Origin of the sequence: Flavisolibacter nicotianae, assembly GCF_003628535.1 — a bacterium.
GTDB classification, from domain to species: Bacteria; Bacteroidota; Bacteroidia; order Chitinophagales; family Chitinophagaceae; genus Flavisolibacter; species Flavisolibacter nicotianae.
Map to the genome: position 1 here is coordinate 48,638 of NZ_RBCI01000012.1, position 22,500 is coordinate 71,137.

The 22,500-nt window shown below is 44.2% G+C and carries 20 protein-coding genes and 1 pseudogene; all 21 read left to right on the top strand.

The window, feature by feature from the left end; translation table 11 throughout:
• The first annotated feature begins 66 nt into the window (after positions 1-66).
• The gene (locus D6024_RS21720; RefSeq protein ID WP_121356923.1) at positions 67-1,140 is read left to right on the top strand and encodes a sensor histidine kinase; all 1,074 of its coding nucleotides are present in this window, start codon (positions 67-69) and stop codon (positions 1,138-1,140) included.
• Positions 1,106-1,825: a LytR/AlgR family response regulator transcription factor gene (locus D6024_RS21725; RefSeq protein WP_121356924.1), complete on the top strand. Its 720-nt coding sequence runs from the start codon at positions 1,106-1,108 to the stop codon at positions 1,823-1,825. The genes D6024_RS21720 and D6024_RS21725 overlap by 35 nt, the downstream gene beginning before the upstream one ends.
• Positions 1,826-2,011: 186 nt before the next feature.
• A complete protein-coding gene (locus D6024_RS21730) occupies positions 2,012-2,887 on the top strand; it encodes an alpha/beta hydrolase (RefSeq protein ID WP_121356925.1) in 876 nt (291 codons plus the stop codon).
• A gap of 24 nt (positions 2,888-2,911) precedes the next feature.
• Positions 2,912-4,072 carry a DUF1624 domain-containing protein gene (locus D6024_RS21735; protein WP_121356926.1) on the top strand — a complete coding sequence of 387 codons (1,161 nt, stop codon included), beginning with the start codon at positions 2,912-2,914 and terminating at the stop codon, positions 4,070-4,072.
• A gap of 95 nt (positions 4,073-4,167) precedes the next feature.
• Positions 4,168-4,578: a VOC family protein gene (locus D6024_RS21740; RefSeq protein WP_121356927.1), complete on the top strand. Its 411-nt coding sequence runs from the start codon at positions 4,168-4,170 to the stop codon at positions 4,576-4,578.
• A 216-nt stretch (positions 4,579-4,794) separates the two neighbouring features.
• Entirely contained in the window at positions 4,795-5,115 is a 321-nt protein-coding gene (locus D6024_RS21745; protein WP_121356928.1) for an ArsR/SmtB family transcription factor, read from the top strand.
• Positions 5,112-5,609, top strand: a complete 498-nt coding sequence (locus D6024_RS21750) for an SRPBCC family protein (RefSeq protein ID WP_121356929.1) — start codon at positions 5,112-5,114, stop codon at positions 5,607-5,609. Before D6024_RS21745 ends, D6024_RS21750 begins: the two co-directional genes overlap by 4 nt.
• Entirely contained in the window at positions 5,606-5,815 is a 210-nt protein-coding gene (locus tag D6024_RS21755) for a hypothetical protein (protein WP_121356930.1), read from the top strand. The genes D6024_RS21750 and D6024_RS21755 overlap by 4 nt, the downstream gene beginning before the upstream one ends.
• A 215-nt stretch (positions 5,816-6,030) precedes the next feature.
• Positions 6,031-6,504 (top strand): VOC family protein, encoded by a 474-nt coding sequence (locus tag D6024_RS21760; protein WP_121356931.1) that lies wholly within the window; start codon positions 6,031-6,033, stop codon positions 6,502-6,504.
• A gap of 712 nt (positions 6,505-7,216) precedes the next feature.
• Positions 7,217-7,636, top strand: a complete 420-nt coding sequence (locus D6024_RS21765) for a PepSY-like domain-containing protein (RefSeq protein WP_121356932.1) — start codon at positions 7,217-7,219, stop codon at positions 7,634-7,636.
• 343 nt (positions 7,637-7,979) lie between these two features.
• Positions 7,980-9,008, top strand: a complete 1,029-nt coding sequence (locus D6024_RS21775; protein ID WP_121356934.1) for a fatty acid desaturase family protein — start codon at positions 7,980-7,982, stop codon at positions 9,006-9,008.
• A 1,255-nt stretch (positions 9,009-10,263) separates the two neighbouring features.
• Complete coding sequence (locus D6024_RS21780) at positions 10,264-10,536, top strand: tyrosine-type recombinase/integrase (protein ID WP_121356935.1); 273 nt, start codon at positions 10,264-10,266, stop codon at positions 10,534-10,536.
• Between the two features lie 187 nt (positions 10,537-10,723).
• Positions 10,724-11,284 (top strand): hypothetical protein, encoded by a 561-nt coding sequence (locus D6024_RS21785; protein ID WP_121356936.1) that lies wholly within the window; start codon positions 10,724-10,726, stop codon positions 11,282-11,284.
• Between the two features lie 791 nt (positions 11,285-12,075).
• Positions 12,076-12,879 (top strand): PhzF family phenazine biosynthesis protein, encoded by an 804-nt coding sequence (locus D6024_RS21795; RefSeq protein ID WP_121356938.1) that lies wholly within the window; start codon positions 12,076-12,078, stop codon positions 12,877-12,879.
• Entirely contained in the window at positions 12,879-13,325 is a 447-nt protein-coding gene (locus D6024_RS21800; RefSeq protein ID WP_121356939.1) for a DinB family protein, read from the top strand. Before D6024_RS21795 ends, D6024_RS21800 begins: the two co-directional genes overlap by 1 nt.
• Before the next feature lie 175 nt (positions 13,326-13,500).
• The gene (locus D6024_RS21805; protein ID WP_121356940.1) at positions 13,501-13,956 is read left to right on the top strand and encodes a nuclear transport factor 2 family protein; all 456 of its coding nucleotides are present in this window, start codon (positions 13,501-13,503) and stop codon (positions 13,954-13,956) included.
• 184 nt (positions 13,957-14,140) lie between these two features.
• The gene (locus D6024_RS21810; protein ID WP_162944928.1) at positions 14,141-15,880 is read left to right on the top strand and encodes a DUF885 domain-containing protein; all 1,740 of its coding nucleotides are present in this window, start codon (positions 14,141-14,143) and stop codon (positions 15,878-15,880) included.
• Positions 15,881-16,153: 273 nt separating this feature from the next.
• Complete coding sequence (locus tag D6024_RS21815; RefSeq protein ID WP_121356942.1) at positions 16,154-17,596, top strand: tetratricopeptide repeat protein; 1,443 nt, start codon at positions 16,154-16,156, stop codon at positions 17,594-17,596.
• Between the two features lie 169 nt (positions 17,597-17,765).
• The gene (locus D6024_RS21820) at positions 17,766-20,099 is read left to right on the top strand and encodes an adenylate/guanylate cyclase domain-containing protein (protein ID WP_162944929.1); all 2,334 of its coding nucleotides are present in this window, start codon (positions 17,766-17,768) and stop codon (positions 20,097-20,099) included.
• A 213-nt stretch (positions 20,100-20,312) separates the two neighbouring features.
• Complete coding sequence (locus D6024_RS21825) at positions 20,313-21,056, top strand: DUF3667 domain-containing protein (protein WP_162944930.1); 744 nt, start codon at positions 20,313-20,315, stop codon at positions 21,054-21,056.
• An 877-nt stretch (positions 21,057-21,933) separates the two neighbouring features.
• Positions 21,934-22,479, top strand: a pseudogene (locus D6024_RS21830) (aldo/keto reductase).
• Positions 22,480-22,500: the final 21 nt, after the last annotated feature.

Here is a 22,500-nt window from a genome sequence, read left to right on the forward strand (position 1 = left end):
CTTTCGGGAGAGTTGTTTGCAGATTTGTTGTATCGATGTGTCTTTTTTGCTGAAATTTAATTCCTCATGAAAAAAATCGGCTTACACCTGGCTTTCTGGAGCCTTTATTTTGTTCAGGATGTGCTCCTGATTTTTTTTGTGAATTTGACCCGGCTGCCAAAGCCTACTCCAATTGATTTTGCCTTCGCTGCTGTCAACTGCCTGGTCATCCTGTTGCCAAAATTATTGTTCACTTATTTTGTTCTTTGGGTCTTACTGAAACAATTGGCCAGCAGGGCTGATTACAAGAGAGGCATCGTTACGGCTGTTTTTGCCCTACTGTTCACCATCTTCCTTTACAGGACACTCGTGGTGTATGTTGTCAATCCTTTTATCTATCACTGGAATGATGGTCATACCATCTTTTACCCATTGGGACTTCTTGTGGCACTGATGGATATCGGGTTTGTTTCGGGTGCAGCCATTGTCATCAAACAAGTGCGGCTGCAGGCTGCTGCCAGGGAAAGAGAAAAAAGCCTGGTGCGGGAGAAACTGGAGGCAGAGTTGAAATTTCTTCGCAACCAGACCAATCCGCATTTTTTGTTCAATACATTGAACAACATCTATGCACTGGCAAGGAAAAAATCCGACCAGACGCCTGAAGTGGTGATGAAATTATCCAAGCTGCTGCGGTTTATGCTGTACGAGAGTGCAAAGCCATTGATAAAAATTGGAGAGGAGGTAAAGATACTGGATGATTATATTGAACTGGAAAAGCTCCGGTACAACAGCCGGCTGACGGTTAACTTTTACCGGGAAATAGACAACAGCAATGAAGAAATCTCACCGTTGCTGCTGCTTCCTTTTGTAGAAAACGCATTTAAACATGGTCCTGGAGAAAGTCATTTTGATTCATCAATTCACATTGAGCTGATTGTTCAAAACGGCAGCCTGGCTTTTACAATAGAGAACACGAAGGAAAAATCGGGGTCGAATGGCGTAAATGAAAACATCGGGTTGAGAAACGTAAAGCGGCAGCTGGAGCTAATGTACCCGGGCTACAGCCTGCAGGTCAACAACGAAGACGCTCTTTTTAGCGTTTCACTTTTCGTTAATTTAAAAGCGCATGAAAAAAATCAGTTGTCTTATTCTGGAAGATGAGCCCCTGGCTGCGGAAGTGCTGGAAGATTATATCAACCAGGTTCCGTTTCTTGAATTGAAGGCCAAGTGCGTCGATGCTATTTATGCGCTGGAGATCTTGCAAAAGCAAACGATTGACCTTATGTTCCTGGATATTCATCTGCCAAAGCTGAAAGGCCTTGATTTTATCAGGACATTGCAGCATCCCCCGAAAGTCATCGTTACAACGGCCTACCAGGAATATGCCCTGCAGGGATATGAGTTGAACGTGGTGGATTACCTTTTAAAACCCATTGAATGGCCCCGCTTTTTGATGGCCGTAAACAAACTGCAACAGGCGATTCAGGTCACTAGCCATGCTCACCGTTCCGTTCCGGTTTCCGAAGAAAAAGCATACCTGTTTTTTAACGTCAATAAAAGAATGGTGAAGATTTTCCTGGATGAGATTCTGTACATCGAAAGCCTGAAGGAATATATCCGCATCACCACACCGCATAAATCCATTTTGACTAAATTCCAGTTAAACCAAATCGAAGAGCTTCTGACCCGTCATCATTTCCTGCGCATACACCGGTCATTCATTGTTGCCAGGAATAAGATTGAAACCTTTTCTGCGACTGACGTTGAAATCGGCAGTAAGCTGCTGCCAATTGGAAGAAATTACAAAGAGCAGGTGATGGAAGTCCTGGAAGGAACCAAAGAATAGCCTTACCTAATGTCATCTCTTTTCCACGAAAACAGTTTTCTGTAGGATAATGTGTGTTGTTCAATGAATAGTTATAACACCGACTCAATCGGTCAGTAGATTGGCGAAATAAATCTGTACTAATGAACGAAAAAGTCGCCATCGGCGCTGACAGTCTTTCATCAAATCGTACAGGAACACTTAACTATGAAACATTTTTTCATTATCACTTTGCTCTTCCTTGCCCTTCACGGGAACACGCAAAACAATGGTTCGAAGACAACTGAAACCGGCAGACCGTTTATTCTTGGTGTTATCGAAGAATTGAAATCGGACGTACTGGGGGAGAAGCGGGTTTTGAACATCTATCTTCCGGAAGGATATCAAAAAGCCGACACGACAAGGTACCCGGTTGTTTATTTACTGGATGGGTCGGCGAACGAGGATTTCATTTATATTGCAGGACTATTCCAGTTCAACAGCTTTCTGTGGGTAGGCCGGGTGCCTCAATCCATTGTGGTAGGCATTGCAACCGTCGACAGGCGTCGGGATTTTACCTTCCCAACCACCATTGAAAAAGACCGGAAAAAGTACCAAACGGCCGGTCGTTCCGCCAATTTCATTTCATTTATCGAAAAGGAGCTTCAGCCCTTTATTGAAAGAAAATTCAATGTCAACAGCTCCAAAACAATCATTGGCCAGTCATTGGGTGGATTGTTGGCAACGGAGATCTTGTTCAAAAAGCCGCAATTGTTCAATCAATACATCATTGTATCACCAAGCCTGTGGTGGGACAACGGCTCGCTGCTGGCAGGGGAACCGTTGTTGCTAAACAAAAGCTTCTCACTAAGGACGAAGATTTATGTCGGCGTTGGAAAAGAAGGGCTGGTTCCCGGCGACAATCCACGCGTCATGGAAGTGGATGCCAATCTGTTGGCTGATAAATTAAAAGGAACCAAAAGCAAGGCTGTTTCGGTTTGGTTCGATTACCTGCCAAACGAGGACCATGGGACAATTCTTCACCAGGCTGTATCCAATGCGTTGCGCTTGCTAAATCCTGCCTTGTCAGAAAAGAAAAACTAAACCCAGCCCATCAAAAACAGCAGCATGAACCGTATTCGCAGCATTGATATTGTAAGAGGAATTGTGATGATTATTATGGCCCTGGACCATACCCGTGATTTGATTCATGTTGACTCTATAAGCCAACAGCCAACCAATCTCCTGACTACGACTCCTCTGCTTTTTTTCACAAGGTGGATTACCCACCTCTGTGCGCCTACCTTTGTCTTTTTGGCTGGCACCTCCGCTTATCTTTCCTTTAAAGGCCAAGTGGACGTCGCTGCTTCCAGGCGGTTTCTGCTGACAAGGGGAATTTGGCTGGTGATCCTGGAATTTACCTTGGTTAACTTCGGCGTGTGGTTCGACATTCATTTTAATGTGTTGCTATTTGATGTCATTGCAGCCATTGGAGTTGGATTTATTGTTCTTAGTTTATTGATAAAGGCATCTGTAAAAACCATCGCCATCATTGGCTTCACGATTATTTTTCTTCATGACCTGGCGCCGCTGGTTCCTTTACCAGAAAGTTCCTTTTTCAAGCAGGTCTTAATGCCGCTTTTCGGACCGGCTGCTTTTCCTTTTGATGAAGGTCGGCTGTTTATAATGGGCTATCCACCCATTCCATGGCTGGGCATCCTTTTAACCGGCTTTGCAGCAGGTCGCTTGTTTGAAAACACGGAAAAGAAACGGAGAGCCATTTTCCTGAAATCTGGAGCTATCTCGCTGGCTTTCTTTCTTGTTGTTCGTGGTTTTAACATCTATGGCGACCCTGTGCCATGGAGTTCGCAGAAAAATGGAGTTTTCACTTTTCTTTCCTTTATGAACGTTACCAAGTATCCGCCTTCCCTGGAGTTCACGCTGGTAACATTGGGGTGCATGTTTTTGCTGCTGGCGCTTGCAGAGGGCCTGACAAATGCGTTTGCCAGGATCACAACTGTTTACGGCAAAGTGCCACTGTTTTATTTCCTCGTTCACTGGTACATTATTCACCCGATCATGTTTCTGATTGTTTTTCTGCAGGGATATCACTCGTCTGACCTCGTATTTGGAACCAACTTTGGCCGGCCGAAGGGCACAAGCGGCGTTGAACTTGGATGGGTTTATCTGATCTGGCTCGTAGTGGTGGCGGCCCTGTATCCACTGTGCAAATGGTATGGACAGTACAAAGAACAACACCGGGAGAAACGATGGCTGCGGTACTTGTGACCGGTACGACGTGTAGCAGTAACGTACGTAAACCTGCCAGATGTTTTGCCATTCAGTCAACCGCTTCTTAAATGCACTGAATAAAATTTATAATCATGCAGACCGAACAATCCATCGCACTTGACATTTACATCAACTACCCGGGGCATTGTGAAAAAGCTGTTCAGTTTTACGAACAGCACCTTGGAGGTAAGATCATGATGATGGCTGCGCATCAGCAACCGCCTCCCCATTTTCCGATAGAATGGACGAAACCGATTCTTCATGCCATCGTGGAGATTGGCGGTACAATTGTGAGGGGCGCCGACGTCCCAAATGCTGAGCCGATGCGCAGCGCTTACCTCACCCTGCGATTTGATACGGCCGAGAAGGCAGAAGAAGTCTATGCCCTGCTTTCTGAGGGTGGCGAAATCTTTATGAAGATGGAGAAGACATTTTTTGCCAATCGCTTTGCCATGCTGCGTGACAAATTTGGAACGTCCTGGATGTTGCTGAACGAAAGTTAAACTCATTACAATCCCGATATACCGAAAGTTTTTTGGTGTATCAATCGTAAGGCAAGAGAAATTAGTAAGGTGAAACGTTGGTCGGTTGATGGTGTTGGCAAACGTTTATATTGGGTGAAAAAATTTAATCAGCTACACTGAAATAAATTTGCGAAACCAACTGGTTGCGTATATATTTGCAACCAGTTGGTTTCATAAGCAAAAAATTTAAGCAACATGCGACGGGACATTTTTCAAGCAATCGCTGACCCAACGAGGCGGGCCATCATCGCCTTACTGGCGTTGCAGGCCATGACGCCCAACGCCATTGCCGAGAACTTCCATACGACAAGACAAGCAGTTTCTAAACATCTCCGCATTTTAACCGAATGCGAACTCGTAAAGCAAGAACAACAAGGCCGGGAGATTTACTACTCACTCGAACTCCAAAAATTGAAAGAGGTTGACAACTGGCTTAGTCAATACCGGAAACTTTGGGAAACCCGATTCAATCAACTTGACAATGTATTATCAACCATAAAAAAACAGAAGAAATGAGCAACACCTTAGTCTTTGATTTCACCGTTGACAAAGCCGCAAAAACGGTCAACATCACCCGGGAATTTGACGCTGAACTTTCATTGGTTTGGGATGCGTTTACCAAAGCGGAACTTTTGGACCAATGGTTGCCACCTCACCCCATGACAGCCAAAACAAAATACCAGGATTTTAAAGTCGGCGGCAAACGATTCTATGCGATGATCAGCCCCGACGGCGGGGAACGTTGGGCCATTCAGGAATATACTTCCATTACACCAAAGACCAACTTTAAAATGTACAATGCTTTTGCCGACAAAGACGAAAACCCCGAATTACCGGGTTCTGAATGGGATCATACGTTCAGTGAGCAGAACGGTACAACAAAAGTGACCATCTCTATTTACAATGAATCCCTGGAAAGGATGGAGCGAATCCTTGATGGCTTCACGAAGGGAATGAAAATGTCATTGAACAACCTGGAAAACCTGCTGGCAACCTTATCCGGGAAATGATTTACGTTTTCAAAACATCTGTTAGAACAAGGCTTCAGGCGAAGGCCCTGGCACCACACATTGATAACCTGTTACCGGCAGCAAAATGGAATTTTGACCTCGATGACTGCGATAAGATTTTGCGCATTGACAGCGAAGAGGATGTCGTTCGCAAAATAACAGGCTTGCTAAAATGGCACAAATTTGATTGTGAAGAATTGGAATAAGAAGGATGCGCTTCAAAAGTAAAAGCCAGGCAAGGGTGACCAACATTATTAAAAGGTAGTACTCCTGTTAGTGTGTGCTTCGTTTCATCTGAGGATTTAGGGTGCATGGCCTTCTTCGGACCATTCTCTGCCTGTAAGCATTGTAAAAACAGGATTACTGATTTATGAGACAGCTTTGGCGAAAAGCACATTTTAGCAAACTTTAAAATACATCCATGAAAAAGAACAAAATCGTCCCAAACATATGGTTTACTGCTGATGAAGGCAGTCTTGCAAATCTTATCGCGTATTACGGAAACATTTTTTCCGGTGACTTTTCGCATGGTAAAATCGTGCCGCTTGGCGACACCCCGAGCGGGAAAAGCGAAATGTGTGAGGTGACCATCTTTGGAAGTAACTATGTCTTTCTGAACACGGCGAAAGAACATCATCCGCTGAATGACGCTGTATCTTTTGTGCTCTATTGTGAAGACCAAACTGAAATTGACAAGTATTGGGTCTATTTTACTTCCGAAGGAAAGGAATCGCAATGCGGTTGGTGCATCGACAAATACGGACTTCGATGGCAAGTGTTGCCAAAGAATTTGGGTGAACTTATGAGCAAACCCAACGCTTCAAAAGTAATGATGAAGCAGAGGAAGATTGTCATTGAAGAATACTTGAAAGAAAACAACAAGCCGTCCGCATGAAGTTTGTCGGGTAGGAATTGGTTCATGCCAGTAGTCAATCTCGTGTAGGGTTAATTGCGGGGTACCCACATTTCGGTGTAGACTATCATAAAAAATGAAGTTTTGTGAGAAGACCTTCGTTACACCGAAGGTCTTTTCTATTGATTCTGCCATTTATGTTCAATAGAAGATAAGCGTGCTCAGAGCTTCTTCAATTAAAAACCTGCTGTATAACAAATTGGGTGTTTGCTGACAGGCAGAGGCGGTGCTTGTTATTTACCATGCAAGGGATTGACTGATTTTGAAACTACTTACGTGGCTCCTGCCGGACTTGAACCTTTTGGAATAAGTTGTTCTATGACAGTGAATTTCATATGCAAATTCAAAATAGGTGACACGAGGGAGAACTACCCGCGTTTAGCATCAATTGGGTCGTTTTGAGAACTGTTTCAATGATAATAGCTCTTTCTTCAGAAACAAAGCTTATGTAATATAGAAGGGCACATTGCTCGATTTTGCCATTGATGTTCAATGGGAGAAAGGCGTGACAAGAGATTCACTATTCAATGACTTTCCGGGCTGAGTACAGAGTATTGACGGTGCATTTCAAATTGCCAGGAAAGTAATTACCGGTTCATTAACATAAATAAACTGTGAATACGGTCACGTTACCCATCAACGCCAAAATTTCTACAGAATCACCGGGTAGGTTTATGCCTTAATTAAAAATCTCATGAAAAAGCTAATCAGTATGACCGTACTCTTGTTGGCAATCCTGGTAGCTAATGCACAAAAAGGAATTTCTGTTCCTGCGGCTGTCAAAACTTCGTTTACAAAAAAATATCCCCAAGCCGCCAAGGTGACCTGGGAAAAAGAAAAAGGAAACTACGAGGCCAATTGGGGCGGTAAATCCGGCGAGGATAATTCGGCAATGTTTACACACGCAGGCAATTTTGTTGAAATTGTCAATGCGATTGAAATAAGCGAGTTGCCAGCCTCTGTGGTGACTTATGTGAAGGCACATTTCAACGGCGCAAAAATTAAGGAAGCGGGCAAGGTAACTGACGCGAGAGGAACGCAAACCTACGAGGCAGAAATTAACCGGAAAGACCTAATTTTTGATATGAATGGAAAGTACCTTGGCAAGGATTGAACCGATGGGTTTATGGCAAGCTCGAATACATCAAAAGACTTATTTCTATAAGCCTTTGTTTTTTACGCAACCGACAGGCCCAAATTCACTGACGATACCTGCGTGGAACGCAAATACACTGTCTTTGTTTCACCTATTCTTCCAGGTTGTGATTGCTTTAGCTTAAACAACAACTTTTGCCACAGGATATGCCAAGTTCTTCCCCATTCTCTCACCTCAACACTATCGAAATCAGCTCGGTAATTGTAGAAAGGTCCTTCTAGTTCCATGGTTCGGCCTTGGTTGGCATGAATCTTTGACTGGTCTACCGACAAATATTTTTTGTAAAACTTGATCAGCATATATGACAATTACAATAACCGACCCTACTTATCATCCAAACGACCGCACAAGCCTGTTTGATGACTTTATACTGAGGTTCATAAATGATAAAAGAGATCTTCCCTTTATTTACCTCACCCTGAAAATTACGTTCACGGTTGTTCCATTTGCGCTGGTTCTTTTCTTTGCCCAAGGCATTCACTGGCTTTTTTACCTGGCGTATACCGGGCTATATATTTTTTTCCTTGGGCCGTACATTCTCATGCTACACAATACCTGTCACCGCAAGCTGTTTAAAAAGCAGTACTCCTTTCTTACCAAATACATACATTGGTTCCTGGGGCTTTTCTTTGGTGAGACACCTGAAACATATTTCCATCATCATATTGCGATGCACCATGCAGAAAATAACCTGGAAGAGGACTTAAGCTCCACCATGAAGTACCGGCGCGACAGCATCCGGTCCTTCTTACATTACCTACTTCAGTTTTATTTTTTCGGGGTGCTGCACCTCTCATTCTATTTTAGCAAAAAGAACCGGCATAAGTTTGCCTGGAGGGTACTGACCGGCGAAACTATTTATATACTTTTGATGGTGGCCCTTTGCTTTTATAACCTAACGGCAACGCTGGTTGTTTTTATTGGCCCCTTGCTGTTCACTCGTTTTTCCATGATGGCGGGCAATTGGGCACAACATGCTTTTATTGATAAAGCGCAGCCCGATAATATTTACACCAACAGTATCACCTGTATCAATACGGTGTATAACAAAAAATGTTTTAACGACGGCTACCACATCGGTCATCACCTGCGGTCGGCCATGCATTGGACGGAGATGCCGGCTGATTTTTTAAAGAATATCGATAAGTACAGGGCGAACAGAGCGGTTGTTTTTAGCGGGCTCGATTACTTCCAGATCTGGTTCTTACTGATGACAAAAAACTACGGCTACTTGGCTAAGAAATTTGTTTCACTTGACGGGGAACTGCAAAACAGTGTTGAGATACAGGCGTTTTTAAGTTCGCGTACCCGGCGCATCATGATGAAGTAAAGCACAGATCGTATTTCTGGGATCGTGAATAGTTGTCTCCAGTGCTGTGTCATTTTGTATCCAATCTCTTGCCGTACAGAATACCGACTATTTCGTTTTCACAATTGTGAGAGGCTGAGTTTTGCGATTCCACCTTCGATACACCGTAGGTGGAATCGCCCGAATTTGCCATCGATGACTGGAAGGCGAGAATAGGAAACGCAGATTCGATACTCACTCCCTTGCTTTGGTAATGCAAAGGTGAACCTGGCTCTAAGCATTCCAGTTCTTTGAGCGGACATGATAGGAGCGTCATGCACTTTCTGCGTCAATTTTTCATTTAAAAGCGGGATTGCAAACGGTAGAATAAAATGATTGTTTAGCGTTGCCTATCTGCAAGCCTGGGCCAATTTAACAGTCGGTCATTCCTAATTCTTCCATGGTTTTAAACTGTTGGAATTCTTTAGCAGCGCAACTTTCGGTGATTAAGAAGTTCCAACTGCACCTTATTTGCTTACTATCAATGTGGATCCTGCCGGACCTGAACCTTTTGGAATAAGTTATTCTATGACAGTGAAATACACTTGCAAAAAAGAAATAGGTGACACGAGGGTGAACTACCCGCGTTTTGCGTCGTTTCGGCCCGTTTTAAGAATGTCTTCGAAGATAAACACCTTTTTGTTTTTACAACTATAGAAGATTAGTATCCGATGACAGAGCGCAGATCTATGCTCTCGTATCTGTCAATGGTGTAGAATCAAGTGGAGGGAACACGCTGATTGTTCTATTGAAAGAAATGATGTAATGCAATGCTTTTTTGAAAACCACAAGGCATTCGGACGTGAAATTCAACCCCGCTAAGGAGCCAACTCGCGCAATGTGGCGAAACGATGGCCTTCCCAGGTGCCTGGCGCAGAAAGAGCCTTGCCTTGGAGGTAGCTGATCTGCAGGCGCCCTAGTCCGGGGAGCGGTGGGGCATTCCCCAAAGGGGGTATTTCCCGGGTGGGTCGGCCAGGATACTTTTGTGATCGATTGCGGACAATTGGCCCTCCGGAGCTACTGGCGTTGGTGCGGCGTGACCAGGAGTTCCGCAAGAAAGTGGCCCCAATCAAAACCATGGCGCTTGTCCGCTTGCCGTTTTCGCTTTATTCACCCTGTGACTGAGGCGTAGCAGCGCTTTGCCCTGTCTCGTTGGAGCAGGACCCCGTCATTTTCACGCGTTTTGGCGCTATTGAGGAGCGTTTCTAGTGCCCAGGGCTGACAAGACCAGGTCTACTTGTTTGAACCGGAAGCTGGTAAAGCCTACAACCCGCACGATGCCCAGGCAGTACTCCGGGAGGCGAAGCAAAAAGCGGGTATTTACAAAAAAGGCAGCATCCACCTGCTGCGCCACAGTTTTGCCACACATCTTTTGGAGGCTGGAACGGACATCCGGTATATCCAATCTTTTCTGGGGCACCAGAGCCTCGTGACCACCATGCTCTACACGCATGTCAGCCGGCTGATGGTCGGGAGCATCCAAAGCCCCCTCGATCGACTTAACTTATAGGGGGACCTGCCTTTTGGGAGTATTTTAATTCGAACATACTAGGCCTGTTTGTGAATCTGGATACCCCAAATAGGCAGGTAGGCTGCAGCTGAAAATCATATTTTTAAACGTGGAAAACAGGTTTGCGGAGAGTGATGTTAATTTGGATAATAATTGTTAGCTGTAATCTTAAGTTCAAAATATGTTTATGTTGCGACCGTTTATTGTTTTTGTATTCGTTGCTTTTTCAACCACTCTTTCTGCCCAGGCATACAAGGACAGCATAAAAGCACAGTTCTTGCGTTACACCAACCTCCTCATCGAAAAGGATTTTGCAAAGTCCACTGAGTATATCAATCCTGGGTTCTTTAAGCTCATTCCTAAGCCGCAATTAGTCGCTGTAATTGAGAAGACGTACAATAATCCAGCTTTAGATTTTAGCATTGAAAATCCTGTCGTTGTTTCTGTTGGTGACAGTAAAATCATCAACAGGGACAATTTCGTTAAGATGCAATACTCTAATTTTTTAAAGATGCATTTCAAATCAAGTGATGGCAGGGTGCAGGACACGGCAGCTACAAAAGCCGCTTTAACAAGGCAATTTGGACAAAACAATGTTTCTTATGACGCAGCAACTGATACCTACAAAATCTTCGTAGTGAAAGATGTTATCGCCAATTCAACGGATAAGCAGAATTGGACTTTTGTTATTGTAGAGGAGAAGCAAAAACCTATTCTGGAGAAATTTATTCCGAAAGAATTGTTGTGAGACTACAGCTAACAGGCGCTTTAAAAAAATCGGGCAGAAATGCTACTTTTCAACTTTAAAACAATAATGTACGGCAATGCAAAAGTGAGGCGACAGAACATTGAATACCCGCCCTTCTTAAAGCGCTAATCCGTTGGTAGTAAGCACGCAACTAGTCATGAAGTACTTACCACTCTTGTTCTTTCTTTTCTTCACGGAACCATTGCTTGCCCAGACAGCAGACAACACAAACAGATTGAATGAAACGAATGTTTACTACCAAACGTTTAAACAGTATTTGAACTACGTACAGATCAAAGAAGGGAGGAAAATAGACACAATCTATATCGAAGATGAATATCGGATGACGGACAGTCTGCTTCTACAAAGTGGAGCAACGAAATTTATTAAGCTCAAATTTGAAAGCATCCCAGCTTACTTTAAGAACAACAAAATCCTTACACTCTACAGGCTTTTCCCTTTACGATATGCAGATGGTGAGTTCTCTGTGTCTTTCAATCCCTATGCTGTTTCCTACAATAAAAAGAAACGAAACGTAAATTACGCCTACGGCATAACCTATAAGGTGACATTTAAGTTCCAGGACAACAAGTTTGTCTTTCAAAGAGTGGAAGTCTTCGGTATCTAAAGCCGTGCGGCTAACAAAAGCTTTTTGCAACAGGGGCGGAAGTGCATGTGCTGAAAAAAGAATAACTATTTTACACCAGGAACAAGGCTAAAGCAGCAGAACCTGAATATCCCTGCTGCATAAAGCCTTTACCGTTGTGTGCTATTTCTAACAACCCCAAAAGATGAAAACCTATTTTGTTGACTCTTTCACCAATCTAAAGTTCAAAGGCAACCCTGCTGCAGTTTGTATAGCCGAAAAGGAACTTGATCGTGCAACCATGCAAAACATCGCCACCGAAATTGGCTTTTCAGAAACAGCTTTTATCAGGAACCTGTCCGGTGATGCATACAGCATTCGCTTTTTTACGCCAAAGAAGGAAATTCCGCTGTGCGGGCATGCCACATTAGCAGCTTCTAAAATCATTTTCGATACCACTGATCTTTCACAGATTAGCTTCTTAAATTTTGAGAATGTTGAACTGAGAATCCGGAAAACCGAAGGGAAGATTGTCATGCGATTCCCGGTTTATGACACGGAAGAAATCCAGGTTCCACCAGCTATGTTGAAGGCGCTTGGTATCGAAAAGATGGTGAACGCACGCTATAGTCCGAAAAACAAAATCATTCTTATCGAAATAAAAGGCACAGCGACCCTGGCCAGTTTAATGCCCGACTTTCAAGCCTTGCTTCAGTCTTATACGGGCATAAACGGTGTGTTGGTAACGGCACAGTCTGACGATTCGGAATACGATTTTCATTACCGGTATTTTTGGCCTTGGGCTGGAACGACAGAAGACCCGGTCACAGGTGGGGTGCAAACCTTCCTGACAAAGTATTGGGCAGTGAAGTTGGGAAAGTACCGGTTAAACGCGTTTCAATCTTCTGTGAGAACCGGTAGAATGACCACAGAGTTGCTTGATGGAAACGTGCTGATTTATGGCGAAGCGGTAACCGTATTCGAAGGAGTATTTAAAAGTGAAGCTTAATGTTAATTGAAACCTTGCAATTGCTGTTCACCAGAGACCTCAATAGGCTCCGTGCAGAAATAGTGTTATACAAGAACGAAGAAAACATCTGGAAGAGGGAAGGAAGCATTGCCAACTCGGCGGGAAACCTGTGTCTGCACCTGGTTGGCAACCTGAATACGTATATCGGAAAGGAAATTGGCAAAACTGGCTACGTTAGAAACAGGGATTTGGAATTTTCATTAAAAAATGTTCCTCGGGCAGAATTGCTCCATAAGATTGATGACACCATTCGTGTTGTCAATGCAGCTCTCCACAACCTGGATGAAAGCGATTTGGCAAACGAATACCCGGTACTGGTATTTGAAGAAAAAACATCTACCGGATACCTGCTGATGCATTTGGCTACGCATTTGACCTATCACCTGGGACAAGTCAACTACCACCGCCGATTAATAGAACAATAAAACAGCACAAAACAGAACGTTTGTAAAAGAGTGGCTGAAGTGCTAAATTGAACAACAAATCACTGATCTACGACAAAGCATGTGTGACGCGAAAGGAACATAGACATCCACTCCGTCACAAACGCCCTGGCCGTTAGCGGTAACTCAGGCAACCACTCACTTTTAAACAACTGTTATGAGAAAATCTTTTTTATTCGCGTTGCTTTTCTTTGCGGCTTCTTTTTGTTTAAAAGCACAACCCCAAAAAACTGGAGAGCAAGCGCAGGTGAACCAAGCAGTCAACAATTTTTTTGACGGCATTGCAGCACTGGACGCAAAAACGATGAAGCAATACACAACGAAAGATTTCCTGCTGCTAGAAGACGGTGCTGTTTGGAATATGGATACCCTGGCCAATAAATTAAACCCCTTAAAAACAATGAATTTTAGCAGAACCAACCATTTGGATTTCATTCAAACTGAAGTTGAGGGAAGCATCGCATGGGTGGCCTATAACAACACGGCTGACATGAGTGTTAATGGCCAGAAAATGAATGTTCGTTGGCTGGAAAGTGCTGTATTGGTAAAAGAAGGAAAAGATTGGAAGATTAAAATGCTTCATTCTACACCACTAAAGCCAAAAGCTCAATAGGTATCGCTGTTAATACCGCTAACAGTTGCTTACCGAAATAGCTGCTGACGTACTACTATGAATTCGAAGGACAATTTGTTTACTTCAGAATATAAATCAACGATAGAACTGCCAATGCCGATACTTCAGTAAGCAGTCCGACGTTGTACGTCATTTACTCAAGACTTTTTACCAAACAATGCTCATGAGAAAATTACTTCTTCTTTCAGCTCTCCTTGCCTTTTTAGCTGTACAAGCACAAAACAACCAGATTGATAAACGCTTCGACGATTTCAAAGTTCAGCTGCTGGACGCCTGTTGGAAACGCTATCCTGAATACGCCATTTATTTTGGCTACGGCAAGTATTATGACAAGCCGGCGATACCGAACGAGCAGTATTTCAAAGGCAACCTTACTTTTTTCAGACAATGGATAGACTCGTTGCATAAAGTACCCTTCCAAAAACTAAGTGCAAACAATCAGGTATCCTACCGCATTATTGAAAACCAACTGCGCCTTTTCGAATGGCAAATTGGAACACTAAAGATTCACCAATGGAACCCGGCGAGCTATAACATCGGAAACCAGTGTTACCTGTTATACACCCAGAACTATGCGCCACTTGAAAAGAAGTTGGAAACGCTTTCCGCCTTCCTGCAATTTGCCGGTCAATACTACAAAGCAGCCTTGAACACTCTCGACCGGCCCACGAAAGAGCACACCTTAGCTGCCATCAGCCAGAACGAGGGTGCGCTAACTGTATTTGGCAAGGCCTTGACAGATTCCATCAATGATTCTCATTTAAGTCCTGTGCAAAAAGACACTCTGCAACGGCGCATCGATGGCGCACAAACAGCAATTAAGGAATACATAGCAGCATTGAAGAGCATGGCCTCGGACAGCAATTATTCTTTTCGAAGCTTCCGAATTGGAGCGGATTTATTCAACCAAAAGTTCCAGAGGGAAATCGTCACCGATTATACAGCGAAGGAGATTTTCGACAAAGCCATTGTTGCAAAAAACGAGTACCATCAAGATATGTTTAAACTGGCGAATCAATTATGGCCAAAATATGGTAATGGTCTTGTGAAGCCAACGGACAGTTTGTTGTTGATAAAAGCCGTAATTGATAAAATATCCCTTCACCACGTGGCCCAGGCGAATGTGTTTGATACACTGAACAGCCAGTTGAAAGCAATGAAGCGGTTCATTGTACAAAAGGATTTGTTTGACTTTGACACCCTTGCACCGATCATTGTAAGAAAGAAGCCAGCCTTTTCAAGTAGCGTGGCAATGGCTTCTGCCGATTTCCCCTCTCCATACCTTAAATCGACAGCTGCCTATTACAACATTGCTGACATTTCAGCAATGCCGCCAGCAAAAGCTGAGAGCATGCTGCGGGAGAACAACAACTACATGCTGCAAATCCTCACGATCCACGAAGGTGTTCCCGGCCACTGTTTGCAGGGAGTCTATAACACCAAGTCCCCTGACATTATAAAGTCTGTCTTTCGAAACGGACCTATGGCAGAAGGCTGGGCGGTGTACTCTGAACGCATGATGCTCGAAAATGGATGGGGCAACGACTCGCCTGAAATGCAGTTAATGTATGACAAGTGGCGTTTGCGGGTTGCCTGTAATGTGATTGTTGACTATGGACTTCATTGCCTCAACTATTCAAAAGACGATGTGATAAAGCTATTGCGCAATGAAGCGTTTCAAGAAGAAGCGGAATTGGAAGAAAAGTACCAGCGGGCAACGTTGTCGGAGGTCCAGTTGTGTTACTATTTCACCGGTGCTACGGAGATATTGACACTGCGTGAGGATTACAAGAAAAAAATGGGTGCCAAATACCGGTTGAAAGACTTCCACGAACGCTTTCTAAGCTATGGCACTGCTCCGGTGAAATTTATTCGTGAACGGATGCTGTCGAAGGCACTTTGAAATTGCCACCAAACGAACGCACAACAGTGTGTTTATGAAATTGTGGCAGAATGACAAACATTCAACTGTAAATCGCTATTCTGCTTTTGTGGTTAGTTGACGCTGACGTTTTACAAATGCCACAACTTCATAAACAATTTTACGTTGGGCGTAATGCCGACCGCCAAATGTTTCGCCCGTTTCATCCTCTCGGATCGAAATGAACCAAGGTATCATCTTTGGACTTCATACAAAGTAAAAGCATCTTATATTTCATACTAAAATGATACTGCTATGAGGAGAGCCTGGCTCGCTGTTGGTTTGTGGTTGCTCGCTTGTACTGTCCATTCACAAAACCCGGAAAGAGATAGTTTACGTTCGCTCCTGCGCCTTTCACAAGATGATACTTTGCGCATTTTGCGTCAAATCCAGCTGAGCGGCACCTATGCCGGCTCGGCGCCTGATACGATGTTGTTGATGGCATCTGAGGCCGTCAGCCAATCCCGCAAAATTGGGTTCAAAAAGGGAGAAGGGTTTGGGTTAAACGCGATGGCAAATGCTTATTCTACAATGGAAAGCCCAGCCAAGGCGCTTGAACTTTATCTTCAGTCATTGCTCGTCAGTGAAAACATCAATGACCGGCAAATGATGGAAAAAGTATACAATAACATTGGTGTGATCCATTCCAACCAGCAAGGGGAAGAGCGGCAGGGATTACAATATTACTTTCAGGCAAAAGCAATGGCGGAGCAGTTGCACAACCAGCGCAGTCTTTCCATTGTTTTGGTGAATATGGGCGAAGCATACAAAAACCTGAGGATGTATGACTCTGCTATCATCTATACACAACAAGCTTATAAGCTGGCGGTCAAACTTGGTGGCATAGCAAATACCGGTGTTCCGATGCTTGTGATGGGCGAAATTTATCTTGCTATGGGCAAGCCTGCCGCTGCACAGGATTACCTTAAAAAGGCAGCGATTTTAAGCAAACAAGCAGGCGACTACAGGTTTTTGTCCCAACAATATGTCGATTTAGCAAAAAGCTTCAATTCCCTGAATCAACCCGATTCCGGCATGCATTACGCTAAGATGGCACTGTCCATAGCGAAGGAAAAGCAATTTTTGGGTTCAGCAGCCGCTGCCAGTGAATTGCTCTACAACTTGTATAAGAGGAAGGTTGATGCCGACAGTGCGCTTACCTATCTCGAACTTACCCGCTCCTTAAATGATTCGCTAAAGAGCGAAGCAAGCACAAAGAAGCTACAGGCGCTAAGTATGGAAGAGAGCCTGCGCCAGCAAGAGAAATTACGGGAAGAAGAAAGGGCCAGGGAAGAACGGCTTCACAACATCCAGTACGCCGCTATCGCAGTTGGGCTGTTCAGCTTTCTTATTGTGTTCTTTATTGTCAGCCTTACGGTGGTGGTAAACCAAAAGCTGATCAAGCTTTTAGGAATTGTTGCGCTATTGATCTTGTTCGAATTTATCAACCTGCTTATCCATCCCTACTTGGGTGGGCTTACGCATCATTCGCCCTTTTGGATGTTGCTCATCATGGTTTGCATTGCTGCATTATTGGTACCAATGCATCACCGCATTGAACACTGGGTGACACACAAGCTGACTGTGAAGAACAACAAAATTCGGATGGCGGCGGCGGCGAGAAAAAGCAGGGCTCAAAAGCAGCAAGAGGCTAAACTGGCAACAGGAAAAGGCACAGGCGCACAACAGCAGCTTTGAAAAGTAAGAGGTGACGATTAAATGTTGAACAAGTTAACTTTATTGAGTAGCAGAAATTGAATGAAGCTGACGTTTTCCAAATGCCCTTACTTCTTAAAGCTGTAAAACGTTATCGGATAAGCTTTTGTACCTTCCTACAAAGGTGCAAGCCTTCAAAAACAGACTGTTTATGAAAAAGGTGTTTTTGCTGCTGGCAGCATTTTTCTTTTTACAACTGGCTTCCTTCTGTCAGGACACGGCCGTTCTCTCGCTAAAAACAGCGCTGCAAAAGGCGAAAGACGATACAACCCGATTGCATCTACACCTGGCGTTGGCCAGTGTCGGCAGCGCACAGGAAAAACAACGACACGCCGAAGCGGCCGTCAGCCTCGCGGATGCCCTCCTGAAGAGAACAGCGGGCAAGGCGGAAAGAAAACCCATCGTCATGCAACTAATTCGTGCTTACAGGCGGTTGGATTCGCTTTTTGCTGAAAGTGGGAACATGAACGCTGACATCTCAGTTGCCCATGCCCAACGACTGCTGCAACTTAATACAGAAATTGAAGACAGGAAGGGCATGGCAGAACAACAGATAAGAATTGCTTACAACAAGCTATACAAAAACGACACAACTGGTTACCTTTCTTATTATCAGATGAGCCTCGCCAGCTCCCGGCAGGCAAACGACACGGCCCGTGTTGTGGACGCGTATCAAGGTCTTAGCTATTTTTACCTCTCCGCCGGCAATTTTTCCAAGGCCCTGGAAACGCTTCAAACAGGCCTTGCCACCGCTAAAGAGATGAAGTATAAAAAAGGCATTGCTTATTGCCTGCTGCAACTGGCGGACATCTACCGGGACAACAACGAGGCGGCCCAGGCCCTGCAACATTACCAAACAGCCCTGCCCATTTTATACGAGTTAAAAGACACCACCGATTTGTATATTGGCCTCGCCGCCCTCGGTGGTTATTATTACAAGCAGGCCAACACTCCCAAAACGATGGAGACCTACCAAAAGGTCATTGCGCTGGCAGAAGCCAAAAAGGATTTACGCGATAGGGTTCCATCCGTTTATAATTGGATGGGGCAGGTTTACAAGGATGCAAAGGACTATACCAAATCTATTGAACACTATCAAAAAAGCCTGGCAGGATTAAGAAAACAAAAAGATACTGCTTCACTAATAAATGTTCCGCGGATAGAGTTTTATATCGCAGGCGTGCTTGGCGGCCTTGGCGACACGTACCAGGAAAAAGGAGATTTTGCAAAGGCGGCTGCTTATCATTTGCAGGAAGCACGGATGCATCAAAAATTCAAGTATGAAGCTGGCCTTGCTTGGGCTTATTTAGGAGTAGCACGGGGTTTTCTTTATCAGGGGAAACATACCGCAGCAAAGCAGTACAGCCACGAGGCGCTTAAACTGCTCCAAAAGCAGTATGCCTTGGATCCCATTAGTAAAGCACAGCTTCTGGCTGCTCAGGTCGACTCACCCAGCGGCAACGGGGCTGAAGCACTCGCACATTACAAAGAATATGTTCGGTTAAGCAACCAGTTGCGGGGCGATGAAATCCGCAAAGCGGCGCAGGTGGAAACCTTTGATGCACAGTTTGCCCAACAAAAAGCGTTGGCAAAGGCGGAGCAGGAAAAACGGGAAGCGGTGGCAAAAGCCGAACTGAGGCAAGAGCAAACAAAGCGGTATGCATTGTACGGCGGCATTGTACTCCTGGTAATTTTTGGAGCCTTTATGTTCAACCGCTTCCGTGTCACAAGCCAGCAAAAGCGAGTAATTGAAAAACAGAAGGCCGTGGTGGAAACAGAGAAGCGGCGCAGCGATGAGTTGTTGCTTAATATTCTCCCTGCAGAAGTGGCCGAAGAACTAAAAGAAAAAGGGCGTACGGAAGCAAAACTGTTCGAGCAGGTAACTGTTTTGTTCACGGACTTTAAAGACTTCACGCAAACCGCAGAAAAACTCTCGCCAAGAGAATTGGTGGCGGAAATTGACGCCGCCTTTAGTTCATTTGATCACATTATCTCGAAGTACAACATCGAAAAAATCAAAACCATCGGCGACAGCTATATGTGTGTTGGTGGGCTGCCGGTTGCCAATAAAACCAATGCGGCAGATGTGGTAACCGCTGCACTCGAAATTCAACGCTACATGGAGCAACAAGTAGAAGAGCGGAAAAAAGCGGGCAAAGATGTTTTTGAAATACGCATTGGCATTCATACCGGTCCTGTGGTGGCAGGCATTGTAGGGGTGAAGAAATTTGCATATGATGTGTGGGGCGACACGGTGAACATTGCCTCCCGTATGGAAAGCAGCGGCGAAGCAGGCAAGGTGAACATCAGCGGTGAGACCTATGAGATGGTAAAAGATGTTTTTCGTTGCTCGCACCGAGGCAAAATCAAGGCAAAAAACAAAGGGGAAATAGACATGTATTATGTCGAAGAAATTTTGCCGGACAAAGTAGCCCATCCAATAACAAATGGCTTGGCAAAAGTTGGGCTAACAAACATAGGCTGAACAAAATAACGACACTAAAAGCATAAAGGAAACCAAGCAGAAAGAACTTAAATGCCCACCCTTCGCCAAGTCATATTAGTTATGTGCAACTCGCTAACAAGCGCCGAAACTTAATTTGGATAAACGAAAGGTCTTTATCTGACTGTTCAGTGGTAAATCCTCACTTTTTTGTAAGTTGTCTCTTCAACTTGAATGAACAAAAGCAACCAATCAATGGCATCAACGATTTGTCTGAACTGCGGCAAACAGGCCGCGTATAAATACTGTTCTCACTGCGGCCAAGCCACTGCGGTTTCAAGAGTAACTTGGAAAAGTTTGTTGGAAGAAGCCTTTCATTTTTTTACACATGTCGAACATGGATTTTTAAGAACAACCCGGATGGCTATCTTTCAGCCCGGAACATTACCGCAACTATACCTTGAAGGCAAACGAAAATCCTTTAGTAAGCCGGTTGCTTTTTTATTGGTTTGGATTGCCATCAGTTTGATTACGTATGCAACAGCGAAACACATTACTCATAATGAACATTTGCGCACAGCGTCCGTCTTTTCAGGTAGTGGTGAAATTTTTGCCTTTTACTTAAAATACACATGCCTGATTGAAACGCTTATATTACCTTTTATTGCGCTGGCTGCATGGCTGGTATTCGCACGTCCGAAACTGAACTATGTAGAAGTGGTTGTCGTAACGTTTTATCATTTCGCCGTTTCATACATTTCTTATGTGCTGTTCTTGATAATTGCTTGCTTTTTCGCAGCGAACAAAACCTATAATTTTTACTTCGACACAGAGGTTGCTCTTTATTTGGTCTGGGCGGTATTTGCGGCGTATAGTTTTTATAAAAGATACGCTAAACGTTTCTTCGTCCTTCGGCTGATCTTGTTCTTTTTTCTGGGTGGGTTAATTCATTATTTCGGTGTTTATCTAATTTGTACTCTTTTGATTGCCTTACATTGATTATTTCGCGCCTAAAATTTTGCCATTGCCCATAACAGGGGGACTGTTGCACAACTCACTTGAAAAATTCATTTTCGCTGTTTACAATCCGGTAGTTGACGCTTGCTGCTTCGTCTACTCATAGCGACCGTCAAATGGCTTTTTCCACCCCGCAGGGCCACGGGGAGCCACAGTGCCCAAAGTTGTTTTGCAAGCGTTTTTCGGTGTTTTCAATGGCGTCAGTCGTCCATTTTAGCAGACCTTTCAGGTAGTAACAGACCATGCAAGGGATCGATTGATTTTGAAACAACTTAGGTGGCTCCTGAGGGACTTGAACCCCCGACCCTCTGATTATGAGGCCGACGCTCTAACAGTTACCACTTTAAATAAGATATCATCTATTTTGTGTAATTGGCACGGTGGGGGATATCCGTATTTTAATTTGGTTATAGTATTATTTTTGTAGTAGCTCTTTTCAGTGCTGGTGTACTTTTGGAGACCAAAGCAAAATTGGGTGATTTCAAAACCGTTTTACAGTTTGTAAGTTGTTGTAATCCAGTCAAATATAAGTGTCAAAAATAAGAAAACTATAAAAGGTTCGAATCCCTCAGTCTCCGCAAATTGGTTTGTCAAACGAGTTCAAAGCCTGTATATCCCTTGGTTACTGGCTTTTTCTTTTTGAAAGCATGTCAAAAGGGCAATGGTAATCCATCAACTTTACGGATTGAATTAATTATGTGACCGGTACGCACTGGGCGTATAGCCAACCTGCTGTTTGAACAGGCAGGTAAAAGGTTACGGACAGATGTAATTGACCTTCTTCACCAGAATCGTGTTGACCGAATGTACCAATTGAAGATGTAGCGGGAACAATAAAAGAACTGATTGCCGAAGGCAAGTGAAGCACTTCGGTTTATCCGAGGCAGGTGCGCAAACAATCCGAAAGGCGCATGCGGTTCAACCTGTTGCCACTCTTCAAAGTGAATATTCTCTGTGGTGGAGAGAACCGGAAAAAGAAATCATTCCCACGCTGGAGGACCTGGGTATTGGCTTCGTTCCATTCAGTTCTTTGGGAAAAGGATTTTTGACGAGAAAGATCGATGCGAACACCACCTTTGACAAGACAGATTTTCGCAATGTCGTTCCCCGGTTTACCGAAGAAAACTGGAAAGCCAATCAAAGGTTGGTAGACCTGCTGAATGAAATTGCTAAATAAAAGGCTGCCACGAATGCACAAATTGCATTGGCCTGGTTGGTGGCGCAAAAACCCTGGATCGTGCCCATCCCCGGCACCACAAAATTGCACCGCCTTCAGGAAAAACTCGGCGCCCTTGACATCGAACTAAACGCAACGGATATCAGAGAGATCGGTGCTGCTTTTGCAGCCATACCTGTGCAGGGTGATCGCTACCCGGCGCAATTGCAAAACAGGGTTGGGAAATAGGTTGTCGCAAACAATAAACAA